We start from the raw sequence: 16,368 nt of genomic DNA, 5'->3' as shown, positions 1-16,368 counted from the left end.
GTCGTTTTGTTCTGCTTCGATGTCTTTTGCCAGGCCTTCTCACATTACTTGCATAGAATGAGCGAGTCGGCGGCATCACGCCATCATCATTATACGTATCGCATGCTCTATTGTCCTGGACGAGACCGGTCTCGCTAGCCGAAGGACGAAGGCCTGATTGTCAGATGTGACCGGCATGGGGTCGATGTCACCGATGACTATGAAAGGCACCGCCATGATGGTGGGGCATACGGACTCGGCCCGTCCTCGCTCGAGGAAAGGCGTCTTCGCCAAAATCAGCAGGTCAGCTGCCTTCCCGCTCTCGATCCAGCCGCAAAGACTTTCGAAGGTCGCGAAGCCGATCGGCTCATAACCCAGCGCGGCGATATTGTCCTTGTGAATCTCCAACTCTGCTGGATCGGGCTCCACGACTGCAATGATTCCGCCGTTGGCCGGTGATCCGTTGTATGGGCCGAAAGTGACGTCAGCGCTGACTGGCTCCTCCTCGGAGGCTGGCAAGTAGATATCAAAGCGCGTACCTCGGCCAACAACCGAGGTGACGTCTAGGCATCCTGCGAGCGCGCTCACGTGCCTGTCAACCGCAGCAAGACCCAGCCCGGTCCCGCCGACGAGAGAGCGCGTGGTAAAAAAGGGCTCAAAGACATGCGGAAGTATCGAATTTGCGATTCCTGGGCCATCGTCGCTGATGGAGAGGAGGACGTAATCTCCAGGTCTCAAGGTGCCCTGAGCCAGCGGCTTGGTTTGGCACACCTGGGCGCGAGAAACGCTAACCTCGACGCGGCCCTCGTTCAAGACAGCCTCCGACGCGTTCTTGCACAGATTCATGAGGATCTGCTGCATCTCGGTTGGGCTGCCCTCGACCACCGTTTGCCACTCGTTGATCTTGAAGTTCAACTGAACACCCGCACGAACTGTAACCCGCAGCAATGGCGCAAGATCCATGACAATTTCGGAGACGTTGAAAGGCAATGCAACGCGCTTGCGGTTTCGGCTGAGTGACAAGATCTGGTCAACGATCAGCTTGGCGCGGTGTCCAGCTAAGATGATTTGGTCGATGTGGTTCCGTATTCTGGAGGGGCGACGCACCAGACCTTGGGCAATTTCTGAATATCCGATTATTGCGCCTAAAATATTGTTGAACTCATGTGTGGCGCCGCTTGCGATCGTGCCGACGGTCCTCAGCCTTTCCACCTGCTCCCATCGACTCACCAGAAGGTCGCGTTCGGCATTTACACGTTGCATTTCAAGATGGTTGCTCAAACGCCCAATGGCACTGGCAAGAACCCACAGGTCGCCTGCTGAGGGGAGTGAGCGATCTCGTTCAAAAACAAGGATGCAAACCACAGCCTGCTGATCGGAGGCCCTGCAAGCAACAATTTGACAAACACCGGAAGTGTCTAGGGCGGTGCGAACCATTTCCGCCGCCGGAACGACGCGAAACACTGGCCGTCCGGCGCGGACAAGTGAAACGACTTCATCAAGAAGCGCGACGTTCCAGACACGCATGCACGTGTTCGTCACAAAGCACTCGGTATGCCTGCTGAGACTCGGATCCACCTGAGCAAGCGCGCATTGATCCGCGTCGAAAGCGCGTTGAACAAGTCTAAGCGCTGCTTCGGTTGAAAAGCGCGGCGACGCGTTCTTTGCTTTACTTTCGTTGAAGCGAGCTTCGATCTCACGCATTGCCTCTTCAAGCTCCAGCCGCCTTTCCAACCGGTTCGTCCGCACATGCAGCCTGAAGGCCCGAATGATCGCAAACAAGCAGAGGCATATGGACACCGAGCCAAAGAAAAGTCGTGTGCGCTGCGCTTGCGCGCTGGCCAAGCTGTAGTCTTTCAGATATTCGCGCTCCAGTTCGGCGCCCTTGGCGAACGTGTTAAAGGATGCGATCCGATCGGCTGCGCGGTCCACTCTCGACAACGCGGACAGGATAGCGCGGCCGTTGCGGACAACATCGTGGGTGGCTTGGTCCTGGCTCGGAGGAAGTCGGCTGAGAGACTGATCGATCTGTGATGCGAGGCTGAATCCCGGTCTGGCCGAAAACTGAAGGATCAAATTGGAGAGTTCAAGCCTGTTGGACGGCGCCCCCTCAAGGCGATTAACCGAGCGAGCAAACCGTACGAGAGAGCTTTGCAGAAGCTCATTTTGCGCAGCCGCTGCCGAGATGGCAGCCTCTGTGTTCTCGACGGACTTTTTGAGCTGTGCAAGCAACCTGGAGTGCGCTCCGGAGCTCTCATCGGGCGAAATCTCGGCAAGGCGTTGCAAGTTTGTAACGTTCCTTTGCAATGCTTGGAGGGTAGAATCAACGGGGCGGAAGTCCAATACCATGTCGGTTCGAGCGCGGGCGACATCGCGCTGGAGCAATGCGTAGTTGATCTGAATCGTTCGCAGTTCACTTAGGACCGCCTCGTCGACCTGTGGGTCCTGCCTCTGTATCCCGAACAAGAGCGCAAACGAGGCCGCCAGGGCGATTACAAAAACGTTGTCGGTACTGAGCCTTTTTTCACAACGAAACGGCGTTTGATGCGCGGTGCGCGCCTTGCGAAAGTCTGATCTGAATTCTAGCTCCTCATTGCTTCGGTGTGCGGCCGGATGCTGCTGGAACAGGAAAACCATGTATACCTCTCCCCTCATAAAGACGGCTTAGACACCGTCGCACTTTGCCCCCGTGGCCCCGCTGACCCTCCGTTGAATTTCGCGGCGATTAGACTTCGACGGTTCTGTTCCGAACTCTGGCCACTCGCGAGCTCGACGCGAACGTGGAAACTGAAGGCACGGCGTTACGGCACGTGAGAAACTGGGCTATCCGTGAATGCTGATTTGATAGTTGTTGAGAAGGGAAGGCACCAATGCCAGGCTGACACCGCGTGACGGATTCAATCGAGATTTGCCTGTTTTCGCGCGGCGAGTCGAACCACGCCGATGTTGAAGGTACCGTTGAGTCTCGTCATAATGACGGCAGGAACCGAATACTCGTGAGCCTTCGTTGCGTCAGTCCGCTCAAGCCATCACGCACGCGGCAGAGCTAACTTCCGGCAAGAGTTTCATAGCTGGGCCAACAAATTGCGCTCTATGCTTGACCAGAGTAAGCAGGACGTACGTACGATCGGCATGATCCCCGAGGAGCGTTCGCACTTCATCTCTTATCCGGTGAAGGATAGCCCATTGAGCAGCTCACCATCGGTTATGAGATCGAGGCGACACACAAGGCGGGCAACCGGTCGCAGTATTCGGAACTGTCTTCCGAGAGATCATGGAGGGACAGACAAGCCGCACGCTGCAGCAGCCTGGGGATGACACCGGTCGGCCAGCCATTATGCCGCTAACCCGCTTGCGATCTCTGTGCATTGTATCTCCTGCGTGCAGCCCCTGCATTAAGCCAGCGTCGACGACCAGAGCCCATGTTCCACCAAACAAGGGTTAGCTTTCAAGAAGCTGATTGAACAAATTGATTGTTTGGATCGCACGCATCCGAACAATGGATGCAGCTAAATGCAGCGGCGGTTTTCGTTAGATGCGAGCGAGCGTCTCTTGGCAAGAACCACCGCGGGGCGCGGGCGAGGTGAGGGGCTGCACGCCAAGCGCGTCGGGACGGTCATCGAGGATCTGCGTGCGGGTTTGCAGCAGAAGATGTGCGCCGATCCTGCTCCACTGCATCTGCCGCTTGTTGGCGAACCGCTTGGAACGGCGTTGACGGTGGCCTTGACGAGGGCCGAAGAGATGCGATCTCCGGACCGCTAACGCTCGCCGTAATAATCAGGCTGGCACTGTTGGAGGCGATGTAGGCCTGGTGAACTCGCCGATGGCGGTCAGGAACTTGCGCATGTTCGGCTAGCCTGTTTCGAGACCTTCCGCGTCGAATTGCAGGTCGGCGATTTCGTGACGGGCCCGATAGACGTCAACATGCCAGAGATGCCATTTGATCCTGCGCAGAGTTTCGAGCAGGTCCTGTCCGGTCTGCTCATCCTGGTTTTCGAGCCCTTGCACGAACTGCCGAAGGACCCTGATGCGCACGGTGATATGGAACCAGTCGGCGTTCTTCCCCACCGTCGGTGATGAAGGTGATATCCTGATTGGCTTGGACGGGCTGCTTCTTGAGATGGTCGAGAATGCGCCGTTGCGGCTCGCGATCATAGCCATAGACGAAACCGATGTAGCGCGGAGCACCCTCTTCAGGCAGCGAGCGGCCTACGATCAGCTCGAAATTCTACTTCCGGTCGTTTGGTCGCGGATGAAAGTTCGATGCGGCTGCAGAACGCGTTTGCGATGGCCGCCCATCTTCCCGGCGCTACCGGAGCACGATAACGTTGCGACCATTTCACCACCGAAGAGACCGCAAAGCCAAAGCGCGACCAACCCGATCCAATTCTGCGCCGCCCAACTTCCATCTCGAACGGTGCGCGGAACGCCCGCGCGCCGGGTGCCTAACTAGCAGTGGCACTGGGCATGCCCTGTGCTCGGCTATTCGAGCTTCTCCAATGCCTGCCTAATGTCATCTCCGGCGTCCTCCGGCAACGGCAAAATAGGGCGCGGTGGCTGGACGTGCGCCAGACCGAGGTAGTCGGCGATGACGAACATAACGCGGAAGCTGCCGTAGTGTTTGAACAAGGTCCAGAGCGGCCCGAAAGCGCGGTTCAACCGAGTGGACTCCACCGCGTCGCCGGACTGCGCTGCACGCGTCAGCGCAAGCGCCGGGACCGGCAGCAGACCTGCCGCAACGCTGTACCAGGTGTCACATCCGGCAAGCAGGGCATCCGCCGCGCCCCAATCGCCGCTGTATCCGATTGTGAACGTGTCAGTCGTCATCGACCGCAAACGTGCCAGTTCCCCCGCGTAATCGTCATTCGCCGCCAGAGGCATTTTCACAGCGACGATGTTGGACACCTCTGACAGCCGGGCGATCAATGCGTCGCTGAATGTGAAGCGCGTGGTGCTTGGATTGTTATATATGCACAAAGGCAATTCCCCCGCCTCGGCCACGGCGACGAAGTGCTGGAAGACTTCGTCCTCGTTCAGGGGAACGTAGGACATCGGTGCCAGGAGCAGGCCGTCAGCGCCAGCGGATTTGGCATCGCGCGCCAGAGCCTGAGCTTCATCGGTACGCAATGCACCCACACCCACGACAAGAGGCGTTTTGCCGCCGATGCATTCCACGGCAGCCTGAACGGCACGCTTGCGTTCTTCCCTGGTGAGGTAAGCATAACCGCCCGTGCTCCCCAGAAGGCCGATGGAGTCCGCTCCGGCGCGTTGAATACGCTCGAGAAAACGAGCCAGACCCTCGGTGTCGACATGCCCTTCCGCATCGGTTGGCGTAAGGGGGAACGCCGACAGGCCGTGAAACAAAGTCATCATCCATTCCTTTCGAAACTACATACGGGAAAGCAGCATACGCAGCCCGGCGAACGCGAAGAACATCGCCAACAGACTTTCGATCCAGCGGCGGCAGCGGCGATATAGAGCCACCATAGGCGGTGTGGAGAAGACAATGGCGTAGCCGCAGAATATCGTGACACTTAGGATGGCGCAGCCACCCAATATCGCCGCGATGCTTTGCCACGATGAATTCGGACCGATCCCCAGCGTGACGAGCGCGATCCATGCCAGCACGGATTTTGGGTTCGCCAAATGCATCAAGAGGCCCTTCCTATAGAGCTCACCCCGCGAAAGAGCGACTTGGTCGGTCGATGCGCGCACCGCCAGCTTCTCGTTCGACGTAAGCGCCGACCGTCCCGCCCTGAAGGCGAGGAATAGCAGGTAAAGCCCCCCGAAAACCTGCAGAACGAGCAGTGCCTGGGCGTACCTGGCCAACAGGGCGGAGATGCCGGTGGAGGCCATAAAACCCCAAAAGATCGAGCCGCTGACGACGCCGGAGGCAAGCATGAGCGCAGCACCTCTGCCGCGCGCCATCGCAACCCCCATAATGCGCATGTTGCTCGGGCCGGGGCTCCCCGCGGCAATGACATATGCAGCAAAGACGATGAGCAACTGATGGAGATCGACATTCATTCTCTCAGCCCTTGATAATCTCGATCGGATCGATCGCGCCGGATGCCCCGGGCGGCCAGCGATCCGCTCGCTCGACCGGAAACCTCATCCGGCGATGGCAATTTCTTGGCTCGCGATTTTGCAGCCAGGCATCAAGGCATTCAGCCCTCCGACCATGGCATCCGTCGCCTCTGCCAATGCATCGTCCGGCATGGTCTCCAACGCCTCCAGTACGAACCACATCCGGCCTGTTATGGTCTTCAGGCGGGTTCGAGTGCCCTGTCGCCAGTTCCAGCGTCGGCAGGTGACGCCAATGTCGTCGCGCCAGATGACCTCACCGGGCAAGGGAGGATCGTTGACCGCCTCTCCATTCATCATGGTGTCGAACGTCTCACTCCCGTCAGCGATCGTCAGGTGGGGTCTTCCGACATAGGCGTCAAAATTCTCTCCACCCACCGGGACTGCGTATTTCAGGCTGATGGCGTTGTAGAGATCGACGATCGGGTTGATCGTCGAAAGAGTGCCGTCTTTCAGAACCCGCTTTCTGAGGGCCTGGGCTGAGCACGGCGTACGGTTAGGCTTCGCGCCAAAGACGACGTAGGCGTCGGACCAACTCGCCAGATGAGCTTCTGCCCAAGCCGGGCCATCCGCCAACGCGCAATCGCAGGCTTCACCAAGCAATCGGGGATCGAAACGTCCTTCTCCAGCTGAAGTGGCATCGACGTAGACGCTCACGGCTCTAAATCCCGATGCAATATTCTTAATTCGACCGTCGATGATGGGACCCTCAAACATCCAGGCAACTCCATCAGTTCGAGCGCAAGCAATCCATGACCGGCGCGACCAGTCACGATCGCTTCCCTGACTGCAAGCCAATATTGCAGTTCACTGGTCCAAACTAAACTGCCACTTTTGGAGATTTTAATTGGTCCAGTATAAGGAGGGTTCTCGCAGCACGGGAGCGACGCGTCGAATTTATCAATCCCTGATCAAGCAGATCCGGGCCGGAGTGTACGGGTGTCGGTGACGCCACCCAGTTCTCCGCAAGCAAGCGGCCCACAAGTTCCCCATGATCCGGTCATGCTTTTGTGAACCCTAGGGCATTATGGTCGATGCCAGCGCCACCAGGGTGGCGTCGTACTGTTCGAAACCCCCCGATTGTTACCGCGGTTTTGCTTGACGCGCGCGATGACCTTAGCTGAGGCCCAGGATGAAGCGCCGATTGGAGGGACGGATCGACCGCGCGTTAGATGCGTAAAGCGTCGTAAACCGCTTGATGTCTGCGGTGTCGACCTCGACCGGTTCCATTGCAACCATCCACTCCACGTTTTCGGTGCAGGGCGGAGTCGTTAGTGATCCCTCATAGGTCCAGTAGCCGAGCGAGGCCGGCAAAAGCCCGTTGGGATCGAACTCGTCAACTGCCATCTCCTCGCCGGGCCGGGCCGGAAAGACCTTGGCGAGACCGGCAAAGCTTTTATTTGTCGCGCCAGGCGTAAGAAGGGCGCTCAGCACTCCCAGAGTATCGCTCTTTGTGTCTTTATGGACAAAATGCGCTTCCATCGGGAAGCTCATGCCCGCCACGTGATGCTCGCTCGGCGCGTGGAAATGCAACTGTGCCAGTTGGTAGACGCGATCCCCGCGGGTCAAGGTGCTGCCTTCCGGCATGTTGATTTGAATGGTGTGGCCGTTGTTCACCATCCTGCCGCCGCCCTTGAGCCAACTGATGTCGATGCGCGGTATATCCGCCTTTACCGTGCCGGCGATGTCGATGGGTGACTGCTGCCTGCCCGCCGAACAGGCGAAATTTCTCGTGTCCAGATCGGCCCAATGCTCCGGCCCGACCGAGCCGCCATATCCCCAATGGGCGCTGGCCGCACGCGCGGTCTGGGCGCAGATCGGGCACACGCCCAGCGCGATGAATCCTCTAATCAGGTTACGACGATGCATATTGCCTCGCTCCTTGATGCGAACCTTATGTGCTTGCTTCCAATTGGTGCAGTCAAGGCACAGCCGCAAGGGCGGGCGTAGGTTGAGCCGCGCCACCAGCGTACACGCCAGCCAGTCCTCGTCGAACTGGTAAACTGGAAGAAGCGTCGCCGCCGGCGATCGTTGGAGGCTACGCTCGCCGGTCCGTGGAAATGGCTGGCGACGTGGCTCAGATTCACCGTGCTGCCGCTGATCAGGCTAACAACCAGCACAGCCGGCGTCGCCGGTCCGGCTGTTACTCGGCGGTATGTGGCGCGTGACGTTGAAGCGGGAGTGTCGGGCAGGCAGTGCATTGCAAAAGATCCCCTCTTTGGCGAGACGAATTCCTCCATTCCAACTGATTCCCGACCTCTCGGCCACCCACTGTGTAGCCTGCCCGCCACGCTCTCCAAGACCATAAAGGCATGGATCAAACTCGCGAATACGCCTTGGAAAGCAGGTCTCAAAGGCCAAGGGGACCTTCCATCTGGAAAATGCCAAGCAAAGCTCGCGTTAGGACGATCCATGCGGTTGCCAGGCTGGCTGCCTCCGGTCAGGCGAGATCCGGATCCTTCCGCGAGGATAGCTGTAAACGTCTACAGGCTGCATCGCTGTGCGCTTTGCCCTTCGATGGCGGGAACACAACCCGCACGGAGGCGACGAATGATTCAGCTGATCACACCTGGCCTCTACAGCGAATTCGCAGGCGAGCTCAAAGAGATGCACGGGCTCAGATATCGGGTTTTCAAGGAGAGGCTCGATTGGGAAGTTCAGACGGGAGGCGAAATGGAAACAGACACCTTTGACGACTTGAAGCCTGTCTATCTGCTGCTCAAGGGATCCGATTGGCGAATTCGTGGCTGCGTGCGCCTCTTGCCAACCACTGGGCCGACCATGTTGCGCGACACATTCCCGGCGCTGCTGGGTGAGGCTGTGGCGCCCGCGAGTCCCGACATATGGGAAAGCAGCCGTTTCGCGCTCGATTTGCCCCCATCAACGCCCAAGGCGGCAGGCGGCCTTGCCCAAGCAACCTACGAGCTCTTCGCCGGCATGATCGAATTCGGCTTGGCCAACAATCTCACCCGGATCGTGACGGTGACCGATACGCGTATGGAACGGATCCTTCGCCTCGCAACGTGGCCATTGTCGCGCATCGGAAAGCCGCAGCCCGTCGGCAAAACGGAGGCGGTGGCCGGGTTTCTCGAGATCTCTCACGCCAGCCTGTTGCGCATCCGCTGGAGGGGACGTCTGAATGGGCCGGTACTGTGGCAACCGATTCTCGGGCTGCCGCACGGCCCATGCGGATAGCCAAGACGTGGTGCGTGGCCCCAGGGATCGGAAGAGGGTTTGCTTCTCGTCGCCGAAAGGAGCCATTGCGTCCGGCCTGGAGAAGCAAGCCGAGGAATGATGCATGAAGCAGCGTCCGCACAATTGAACGGCGAGATCAAAGAGTGCGCTGGGGCTACCCATTCGCACTCGGCCCAAGTATTCCACGTCTCCTCCGGCCGGCTTGCATGCTATTAACGCAGGTGAGGGCGCCGGCCATGACATGCGCAGCCCGTTGAAGGCGGAAGCGTACGCCCCGGTTCACATCACCCGCATTGGACTGAGGTTTAGTTCATCCATGGCGTGGATGATGGTTATCCCAACAATCAATTTTACCGAACTTACTGGATTCCATTAGAAGACTCTAACTGAGCGCATGCCGGGCGGCGTCCCTCGTCTGCGTCGGCTAAGGCTGCCGGGAAGAATTCGGAGAAGAACATGTGCGGAATTGTTGGCATCGTTGGGCAACAGCCGGTGTCGGAACGCCTGGTCGACGCATTGAAGCGTCTGGAATACCGCGGCTATGATTCGGCCGGCATTGCGACGATCACCGAGGGCACCTTGCACCGCCGGCGCGCGGAGGGCAAGCTCGTCAATCTCGAGAGGAGACTCAAGGAAGAGCCGCTGGGTGGTACCATCGGCATCGCCCACACCCGCTGGGCAACCCATGGGCCACCGACGGAACGCAATGCACACCCGCACTTCACGGATGGTGTGGCCGTCGTCCATAACGGCATCATCGAGAATTTCGCCGAACTGAAGGACGAATTGGCGGCGACGGGAGCCGAGTTCCAGACCGACACCGACACTGAGGTCCTTGCGCATCTCTTGGCAAGGCACCGCCGGGAGGGCATGAGGCGTGGTGAGGCGGTGCATGCCATGCTGAAAAGCGTCAGGGGTGCCTACGCGCTTGCCATCCTCTTTGAGGATGATCCGTCGACCATCATTGCGGCGCGCAATGGACCACCGCTGGCGATCGGTCACGGCGACGGCGAGATGTTCCTGGGCTCCGACGCGATCGCGCTTGCTCCATTCACGAATGAAATCACCTATCTCATCGACGGTGACTGGGCAGTTGTCGGCAGGACGGGCGCTGATATCTTTGATTACGACGGCCACCCCGTCGCGCGTCCGCGCCAGACCTCCGTGGCCGTGGCCACTCTGGCCAACAAGGGCAACCATCGCCACTTCATGGAGAAGGAAATCCTCGAGCAGCCCGAGGTCATCGCCGATGCGCTCGGTCATTATATCAATTTCATCGAAAATGGTGCCGATGCGGTTTTTGGCATCGACTTCGCCAAGATCCCGAGCTTGGCGATCTCTGCCTGCGGCACCGCATATCTCGCCGGGCTGATCGGAAAATACTGGTTCGAGCGCTATGCGCGCCTGCCGGTCGAAATAGATGTTGCATCCGAATTCCGCTATCGCGAGATTCCGTTGTCGCCGCAGTCTGCGGCTCTGTTCATTTCACAGTCGGGCGAAACCGCCGATACGCTGGCATCGCTGAGGTACTGCAAGCAGCTTGGGCTGAAAATTGGCGCTGTCGTCAATGCGCGCGAATCGACCATCGCTCGGGAGGCCGATGTGGTCTTCCCGATCCTTGCCGGCCCAGAGATCGGCGTCGCCTCCACCAAGGCCTTCACCTGCCAGCTAGCCGCTCTTGCCGCACTCGCCATCCACGCAGCCAAGGCCCGCGGAACCGTGACCGAAGATGAGGTGCAGGCGCTCGTCGAGAGCCTCGCCGAAATGCCGGGCGTCATGAGGCAGGTACTGGACAGCATCCAGCCGGAGATTGAGCTTCTGTCGCGCGAACTGTCAAAGTGTCATCATGTCCTTTATCTCGGCCGTGGCACAAATTTCCCACTGGCGATGGAGGGTGCGCTGAAGCTCAAGGAGATTTCCTACATCCACGCCGAAGGCTATGCGGCGGGTGAATTGAAGCACGGTCCTATCGCATTGATAGACGAGAACATGCCAGTGATCGTCATCGCGCCACATGATCGCTTTTTCGACAAGACCCTCTCCAACATGCAGGAAGTGGCCGCCCGCGGAGGGCGCATTATCCTCATCACCGATGGAAAAGGGGCAGCCGCATCGAAACTCGATACGATGCACACGATCGTGCTGCCGGCCACCGACGAGATTATCGCGCCGATGATCTTCTCGCTGCCGATACAGCTTCTTGCGTACCACACGGCGCTCTTCATGGGCACAGATCTCGACCAGCCACGCAACCTGGCAAAATCAGTCACCGTCGAATGATGTGACGCCTTCATTAGTCGCAACGCTCGCCCATTCGGAAAAAACTCCAAGCACTTCAACCGGGGCTCAAGCGCGCCGCTACCGCCTTGCCGTTATTTGCTGGAGCATGCCGTTTAGCGACGATTGGTTATCCCTTTGGCCTCCCCTCACGCTGCTTGGCTGTGCCTACTGGCAAACCCGGTCGAGAAAAGCATCGAATACGCAGCAATAGCGCTAACCACAAAGCGATCCTCCTGCCGCATGCGGATAAAACCCTTCGCTGTCCCTATTTCGTCCTCGCTCGATGATTGCGGCTCGCCGCGGTCTTCGTCGGTGAGACGGTTGCCCTTTGACTTTGCCAGGCGGCCAGCTGCGATGTGCGGGCTGTAGGAATCCCGTGTAACCTCGTTCTGGATCTAACGCTCACCGATAGGCCCGGCCAGTCGGAAGAGGACCGGGCGATGATCGGACACTTCCAGGAACCGCTCGATGGTTCGGTCGAGCGCGAGGATCATGAAATCGTGGCCGCCCGGCACGAGATTGGGCGAGATAAAGACATGGTCGATCAGCGACTTAAAGGGCGCCTTGACGCAGGTGATTTGCTTGTCCGAAGGCATCCTGCGCGGCGAGCGCGGTCAGGCCGGCGGCGGTCAGCGCGGTCTCCGGAAGCCAAGGTTGCATTGAGTCAACGCCGATTCAGTCGTTATCGAAGCTGGGATACTGGGCGAGTTCGGCGATTGCTTCGGCGATCACGCGCCCACCCATCTGCCGGCGGCCTCCACCGTGTCGCCGGACTGCGCCGCACGCGTCAGCGCAAGCGCCGGGACCGCCAGCAAACCTGCCGCAACGCTTTACCAGCTGTCACATCCCGGCAAGCGGGGCATCGGCCGCGCCCTAATCGCAGCTGTATCCGATTGCAAACGTGTCAGGGCTTATCTGCCGCAGGCGTGGCAGGTCCCCCGCATAATCGTCATTCGCCGCCTGAGGCCACCGAGATGAAGCTCTTCCTCCCGTTAGAATGAACGTTCGAAACGGAGGATGCCGCCGACACTGCTCTTTTTGTTGGCATTAGCCCAGCTAATGGAAGGGTCGACCTTGCCGACGGCGAAGTCGCCGTAGCGGTCATAGTCGAGTTCGGCTGTAATTGTGAAATCTGCAAGAAACGCATAGGCAACGTTTGCAGCGACACCATAGTTCCTGAGCTGATCACCCGAGAGCTGAAGATTCAACGAAGTTGTCTCATTGAGCTTGTAAGTGGCGCCGGCCCAGAAACCCCAGTTACCGCCCCAACTTTTGTAGAAACCGCGACCATGAGCGTCGATTGCGTTAGTGACGTCATCGTTGAGCTTGCCGCTGGAGCCATAGCCGAACATTCCGAATAGCGAGAGTTGGTCGGTAACATCGACGTCGATGCGGACCTTGCCGGCGACCGATTCGTAGTTGCTATCATAAGCGACAACGCCGGTGATCGCGCCCCAGTGTTGTGTGTATTTCACTCCGCCGACTAGGTGCGGAACGTAGCTGTCGATGGTGCCGACCAGGCCCGAGCCTTCTTCGAGTGAAACCACAGCCGTAAAGCCGTTACCGGCGTCAAAGTAGTACTGAACCACATTAGTATCGAAGGCGCCGTACGGGATAAGCATCTGATTGAGCACGTCGCCCGCGTAGCCAATAAACATGTCGAAGGCGGACCAGTCCTTGCCAACTCGGAGGCCACCAAGCTGAACCCAGGCGAAAGTCAACGTGATGCCTTGGCTGAAGGCATAGTATCGAGGACTGTCCGAACCGGAATAGGCGGTGTGCTTGCCGTAGTTCATGCGGGTCTCGATGTAGGTCTGCAATGTACCGAGTTCGGACTCTTGCCCGGTCCAAGTTTTGAATGTGAAGCGCGTGTGGTTTTGCCATATGCCCTGGGCCTCGCCAGTCTTCACATCCGTGGTTCTAGCTTTGTCATACGATACGACATCGCCGAGGCCGATGTCGTAACGGACATAGCCGCCGATGCGCAGGCAGGTCTCGGTGCCGGGGATGTAGTAGTAACCAGCGCCGTAAACGTCGCAGATCTTGACGTATTCAACGGGCTCAGGCTCGGCCAGGACGATGGCGTCGGCGGCTCGGGCACAGGAAACGGCGATCAGGGCCGCAGCTGAGCCGAGCAGGAGGCTCCTGATGTTCATTCTTGATCTCCGTTCAAATATTGAAGAAGGGGACGTCAACGAACGAGCCAGCCCTTCCTGTCCCCACAATCGAAAACGATGCACATCGCGCTGCGCCTATCGCAGTGTGACACACGGATCATAATAATTATCCAACAACAGGGGCGATGAAGCTGAATCATACTTCAACACAATAAGTTGGTTGTTCTAATATTACTTGCTTGAAATGCCCGGGGAGGAATCAAACACTTCCGAGTCGATCGCCATGATGATCTCCGATAGCTGCGGGCGTACCGTCACAACGGCTTCGAAAATCACCCCGCAAATGACGTGCCAACCTCACGACCAAGCTACGATTGACACTCAAGTTTGCCGTCGGACCTTGGTTTGCGTTTCCTTTTTTGCTCTGAGGGTCAAGCTGAGCACGAAAAGCAAATGTTTCGGACATGGTTCGTCTGTTCGCTTCGTGACAGTATCGTTCAATGGCGATAGCTTTTGTTTGTTTTGAGCCTCGACATTGTTGACATCATGCGAGTGCACCGCTCGGTACGTCAGCCGAGATGCCCCACTGATGCCGACATGCCTAGGCGTAAGCGTCCTCGTTAGGGCGAAGGGCCACACCTCGGCGGTGGCGAGGTGCACCAGCTTTCCAGCTAGTCCGGACAAAGTGGTTCCGAAAGGCGGGAAGGTCGAGACGAGCCGTTGTAAGGCCCTCTCTGAATCGGAAGCCGTGCATGGGCCATTTTTGTTTTTACGGAAGCACATGCGAATTCGCTCGATTGTCAGTTGCGAGCGATGCTTGAGTTGCGCTTCACCCCGGCGCTTTGCCGGGCCACAGGAGCGCGATTTGTCGGTGATCATGCGCCTGGCGTAGCGCTACTTTCTAAATTGGTTCATCAGGCTTGCAGCCTTGGCAGGGGCGGAGCTGGACGGTCTCCTCGAGCACAATTCCCGCTCTGACAGACGGTGCGCCACGGCCAAAGCCTCGTGCCGGCAATTAATACGACGAACTCATCGAGATGCCAGGTATCGCTACGTGACGCCGTCTTACGCACCAGCCGGCGAGCAAAAGTCTGGTCCCAACGCCGAATCGACTGGTCGGACGGGGCATGCTGCGTTCCATCGGACGCTGAAGGGAGGGGATAGGATAGGATAGTAGCACCAAACGGTGTGCGGGAAAGTCTCGACGGGAAACCCATGGCGCTTGTCGCTGACCAGCGCGTGCTCATACCATCGCTGTCCAGCCAAGGCTGAATGGGGCTATCGCTGCGAAATAATCAGGCCCAAAGCGGACCGGACTGATATAGCGCAAAGACACAGGAGAGCGCAGTGGTAAGGATGGAAGGCAACAACATGGGACGGTAACTGTTGCAGACCACAAAACATCGCGAAGCCCGCCTGCCTTGGTACACCATCTATCCGACTGTCGCGGAGTTCTCTGGGGCGGTCGGCGCCGACGCTTATGAGGAATGGCTCAGGAACCTACCGGCTAACGATCCGGCGTCACTCTACTTGCACGTTCCGTTCTGCCGATCAAAGTGCTGGTATTGCGGCTTCCCCACCACCATCACCCGCCATGATGCGCCGATCGTTAATTATCTGGCGGCGCTGCGTGACGAGATACGTTTGGTCTCGGAGCACGCGCCGCAGGCGCTGCCCGTGAGCGATGTGCATTTCGGCGGCGGAACGCCAACTCTCATGGGGCCAGTTGAGTTCCTCGCCCTGACGGAATTCCTGCGCCGCCACTTTGCGCTTGCGGAAACAGCTACGATCGCCGTCGAGATCGATCCACGCACGTTCACGGCCGATATGGCCGAAGCCTTGCAAGCAGCCGGCGTGAACCGCGCGAGCCTCGGCGTGCAGAGCTTCGATCCCATTGTTCAAAAAGCGATCAACCGGGTCCAGAGTGAGGCGCAGACGGCGGCTGCCGTCGAAATGCTGCGTCGGCATGGAGTGACAAGCATCAACTTCGACCTCATCTTTGGTCTCCCGCATCAAACGGTGCAGTCTTGCGTCGAGACCACGAGGGCGGCGGTCGCCATGCGCCCCAACCGGCTTGCGGTGTTCGGCTACTCGCACATTCCGTCCTTTATTAAGAATCAGCGCCTCATCGAGGAGGCATCGCTTCCGGGCAGCGCTGCCCGCGCCGAACAGGATGCGGCCATTGCCGTGACGCTGATTGCCGCCGGCTACCGAGAGATCGGGCTCGACCATTTCGCCTTGCCGGACGACGATCTCGCGCTGGCACAGAAAACCGGTCGCCTGCGGCGCAACTCGCTGGGCTACTCGGCCGACACCTGCAAAACCCTGATCGGTTTCGGCGCGTCGGCTATCGGGCGTGTCGGCGAGGGCTACGTCCAGAACGAGGTTACACGGGATTCCTACTGCCGGCACATCGCAGCTGGCCGTCTGGCGACGTCAAAGGGCTACCGTCTCACCGACGAAGACCGCGCGCGAGCCGCAATCATCGAGCGACTAATGTGCGATCTCGAGGCCGATGTGCCGGCAATCTGTGCCGCCCACGGATCTGATCCAATCCATTTTCTCGATTCAGCTGAACGCTTGGCGATGCTTGCCAAGGACGGGATTGTGGACATCGAAAAGGGTTTTGTCCGCGTACGGCGGCAGCATCGTTTTGCGATGCGCGTTGTCGCTGCCGCATTCGACGCTTTTCTCGACCGGGTTGCCCGCTGAG

General features: G+C 58.7%; 10 protein-coding genes and 2 pseudogenes. 3 read left to right on the top strand and 9 right to left on the bottom strand.

Annotated features, from left to right (window positions below):
- Positions 1-75: 75 nt before the first annotated feature.
- From LB557_RS19280 to LB557_RS19250, 7 genes and pseudogenes are all read right to left on the bottom strand, one after another.
- The gene (locus LB557_RS19280; RefSeq protein ID WP_027033437.1) at positions 76-2,616 is read right to left on the bottom strand and encodes a two-component system VirA-like sensor kinase; all 2,541 of its coding nucleotides are present in this window, start codon (positions 2,614-2,616) and stop codon (positions 76-78) included.
- A gap of 981 nt (positions 2,617-3,597) precedes the next feature.
- Positions 3,598-4,207, bottom strand: a pseudogene (locus tag LB557_RS19275) (ISKra4 family transposase); the annotation flags it as partial.
- Between the two features lie 14 nt (positions 4,208-4,221).
- A pseudogene (locus tag LB557_RS19270) lies at positions 4,222-4,349 on the bottom strand (IS630 family transposase); the annotation flags it as partial.
- Between the two features lie 112 nt (positions 4,350-4,461).
- Positions 4,462-5,349: a dihydrodipicolinate synthase family protein gene (locus LB557_RS19265; RefSeq protein WP_027033440.1), complete on the bottom strand. Its 888-nt coding sequence runs from the start codon at positions 5,347-5,349 to the stop codon at positions 4,462-4,464.
- An 18-nt stretch (positions 5,350-5,367) separates the two neighbouring features.
- A complete protein-coding gene (locus LB557_RS19260) occupies positions 5,368-6,006 on the bottom strand; it encodes a LysE family translocator (RefSeq protein ID WP_010914002.1) in 639 nt (212 codons plus the stop codon).
- Between the two features lie 84 nt (positions 6,007-6,090).
- Positions 6,091-6,780 (bottom strand): B3/4 domain-containing protein, encoded by a 690-nt coding sequence (locus tag LB557_RS19255; RefSeq protein ID WP_027033441.1) that lies wholly within the window; start codon positions 6,778-6,780, stop codon positions 6,091-6,093.
- A 399-nt stretch (positions 6,781-7,179) separates the two neighbouring features.
- Positions 7,180-7,932, bottom strand: a complete 753-nt coding sequence (locus LB557_RS19250; protein ID WP_027033442.1) for a carbonic anhydrase — start codon at positions 7,930-7,932, stop codon at positions 7,180-7,182.
- Positions 7,933-8,613: 681 nt separating this feature from the next.
- On the opposite strand from LB557_RS19250, the gene LB557_RS19245 reads away from it, so the two are divergent.
- On the top strand, positions 8,614-9,258 hold the full coding sequence (locus LB557_RS19245) for an acyl-homoserine-lactone synthase (RefSeq protein ID WP_027033443.1): 645 nt from the start codon (positions 8,614-8,616) through the stop codon (positions 9,256-9,258).
- Between the two features lie 456 nt (positions 9,259-9,714).
- Positions 9,715-11,538 (top strand): glutamine--fructose-6-phosphate transaminase (isomerizing), encoded by a 1,824-nt coding sequence (gene glmS / locus LB557_RS19240; RefSeq protein ID WP_027033444.1) that lies wholly within the window; start codon positions 9,715-9,717, stop codon positions 11,536-11,538.
- 395 nt (positions 11,539-11,933) lie between these two features.
- Here glmS and LB557_RS19235 read toward each other — a convergent pair whose 3' ends face one another.
- Together LB557_RS19235 and LB557_RS19225 are read right to left on the bottom strand one after the other, a co-directional pair.
- Entirely contained in the window at positions 11,934-12,134 is a 201-nt protein-coding gene (locus LB557_RS19235) for a hypothetical protein (RefSeq protein WP_027033445.1), read from the bottom strand.
- A gap of 396 nt (positions 12,135-12,530) precedes the next feature.
- Positions 12,531-13,694, bottom strand: coding sequence for a porin (locus tag LB557_RS19225; protein WP_027033446.1), 1,164 nt, complete (start codon positions 13,692-13,694; stop codon positions 12,531-12,533).
- A gap of 1,347 nt (positions 13,695-15,041) precedes the next feature.
- Between LB557_RS19225 and hemN the strand changes: the two genes are divergently transcribed.
- Complete coding sequence (gene hemN, locus LB557_RS19220; protein WP_010914012.1) at positions 15,042-16,367, top strand: oxygen-independent coproporphyrinogen III oxidase; 1,326 nt, start codon at positions 15,042-15,044, stop codon at positions 16,365-16,367.
- Position 16,368: the final 1 nt, after the last annotated feature.

The organism is Mesorhizobium sp. BR115XR7A, assembly GCF_020165315.1.
Taxonomy (GTDB): domain Bacteria; phylum Pseudomonadota; class Alphaproteobacteria; order Rhizobiales; family Rhizobiaceae; genus Mesorhizobium; species Mesorhizobium australicum.
This window is presented reverse-complemented; position numbering and strand designations above follow the sequence as displayed.

Excerpts from the sequence above, each read along its gene's own strand:
- LB557_RS19280 (WP_027033437.1), bottom strand. The coding sequence starts at position 2,616 with ATGGTTTTCCTGTTCCAGCAGCATCCGGCCGCACACCGAAGCAATGAG.
- LB557_RS19265 (WP_027033440.1), bottom strand. The coding sequence starts at position 5,349 with ATGACTTTGTTTCACGGCCTGTCGGCGTTCCCCCTTACGCCAACCGAT.
- LB557_RS19260 (WP_010914002.1), bottom strand. The coding sequence starts at position 6,006 with ATGAATGTCGATCTCCATCAGTTGCTCATCGTCTTTGCTGCATATGTC.
- LB557_RS19255 (WP_027033441.1), bottom strand. The coding sequence starts at position 6,780 with ATGTTTGAGGGTCCCATCATCGACGGTCGAATTAAGAATATTGCATCG.
- LB557_RS19250 (WP_027033442.1), bottom strand. The coding sequence starts at position 7,932 with ATGCATCGTCGTAACCTGATTAGAGGATTCATCGCGCTGGGCGTGTGC.
- LB557_RS19245 (WP_027033443.1), top strand. The coding sequence starts at position 8,614 with ATGATTCAGCTGATCACACCTGGCCTCTACAGCGAATTCGCAGGCGAG.
- glmS (WP_027033444.1), top strand. The coding sequence starts at position 9,715 with ATGTGCGGAATTGTTGGCATCGTTGGGCAACAGCCGGTGTCGGAACGC.
- LB557_RS19235 (WP_027033445.1), bottom strand. The coding sequence starts at position 12,134 with ATGCCTTCGGACAAGCAAATCACCTGCGTCAAGGCGCCCTTTAAGTCG.
- LB557_RS19225 (WP_027033446.1), bottom strand. The coding sequence starts at position 13,694 with ATGAACATCAGGAGCCTCCTGCTCGGCTCAGCTGCGGCCCTGATCGCC.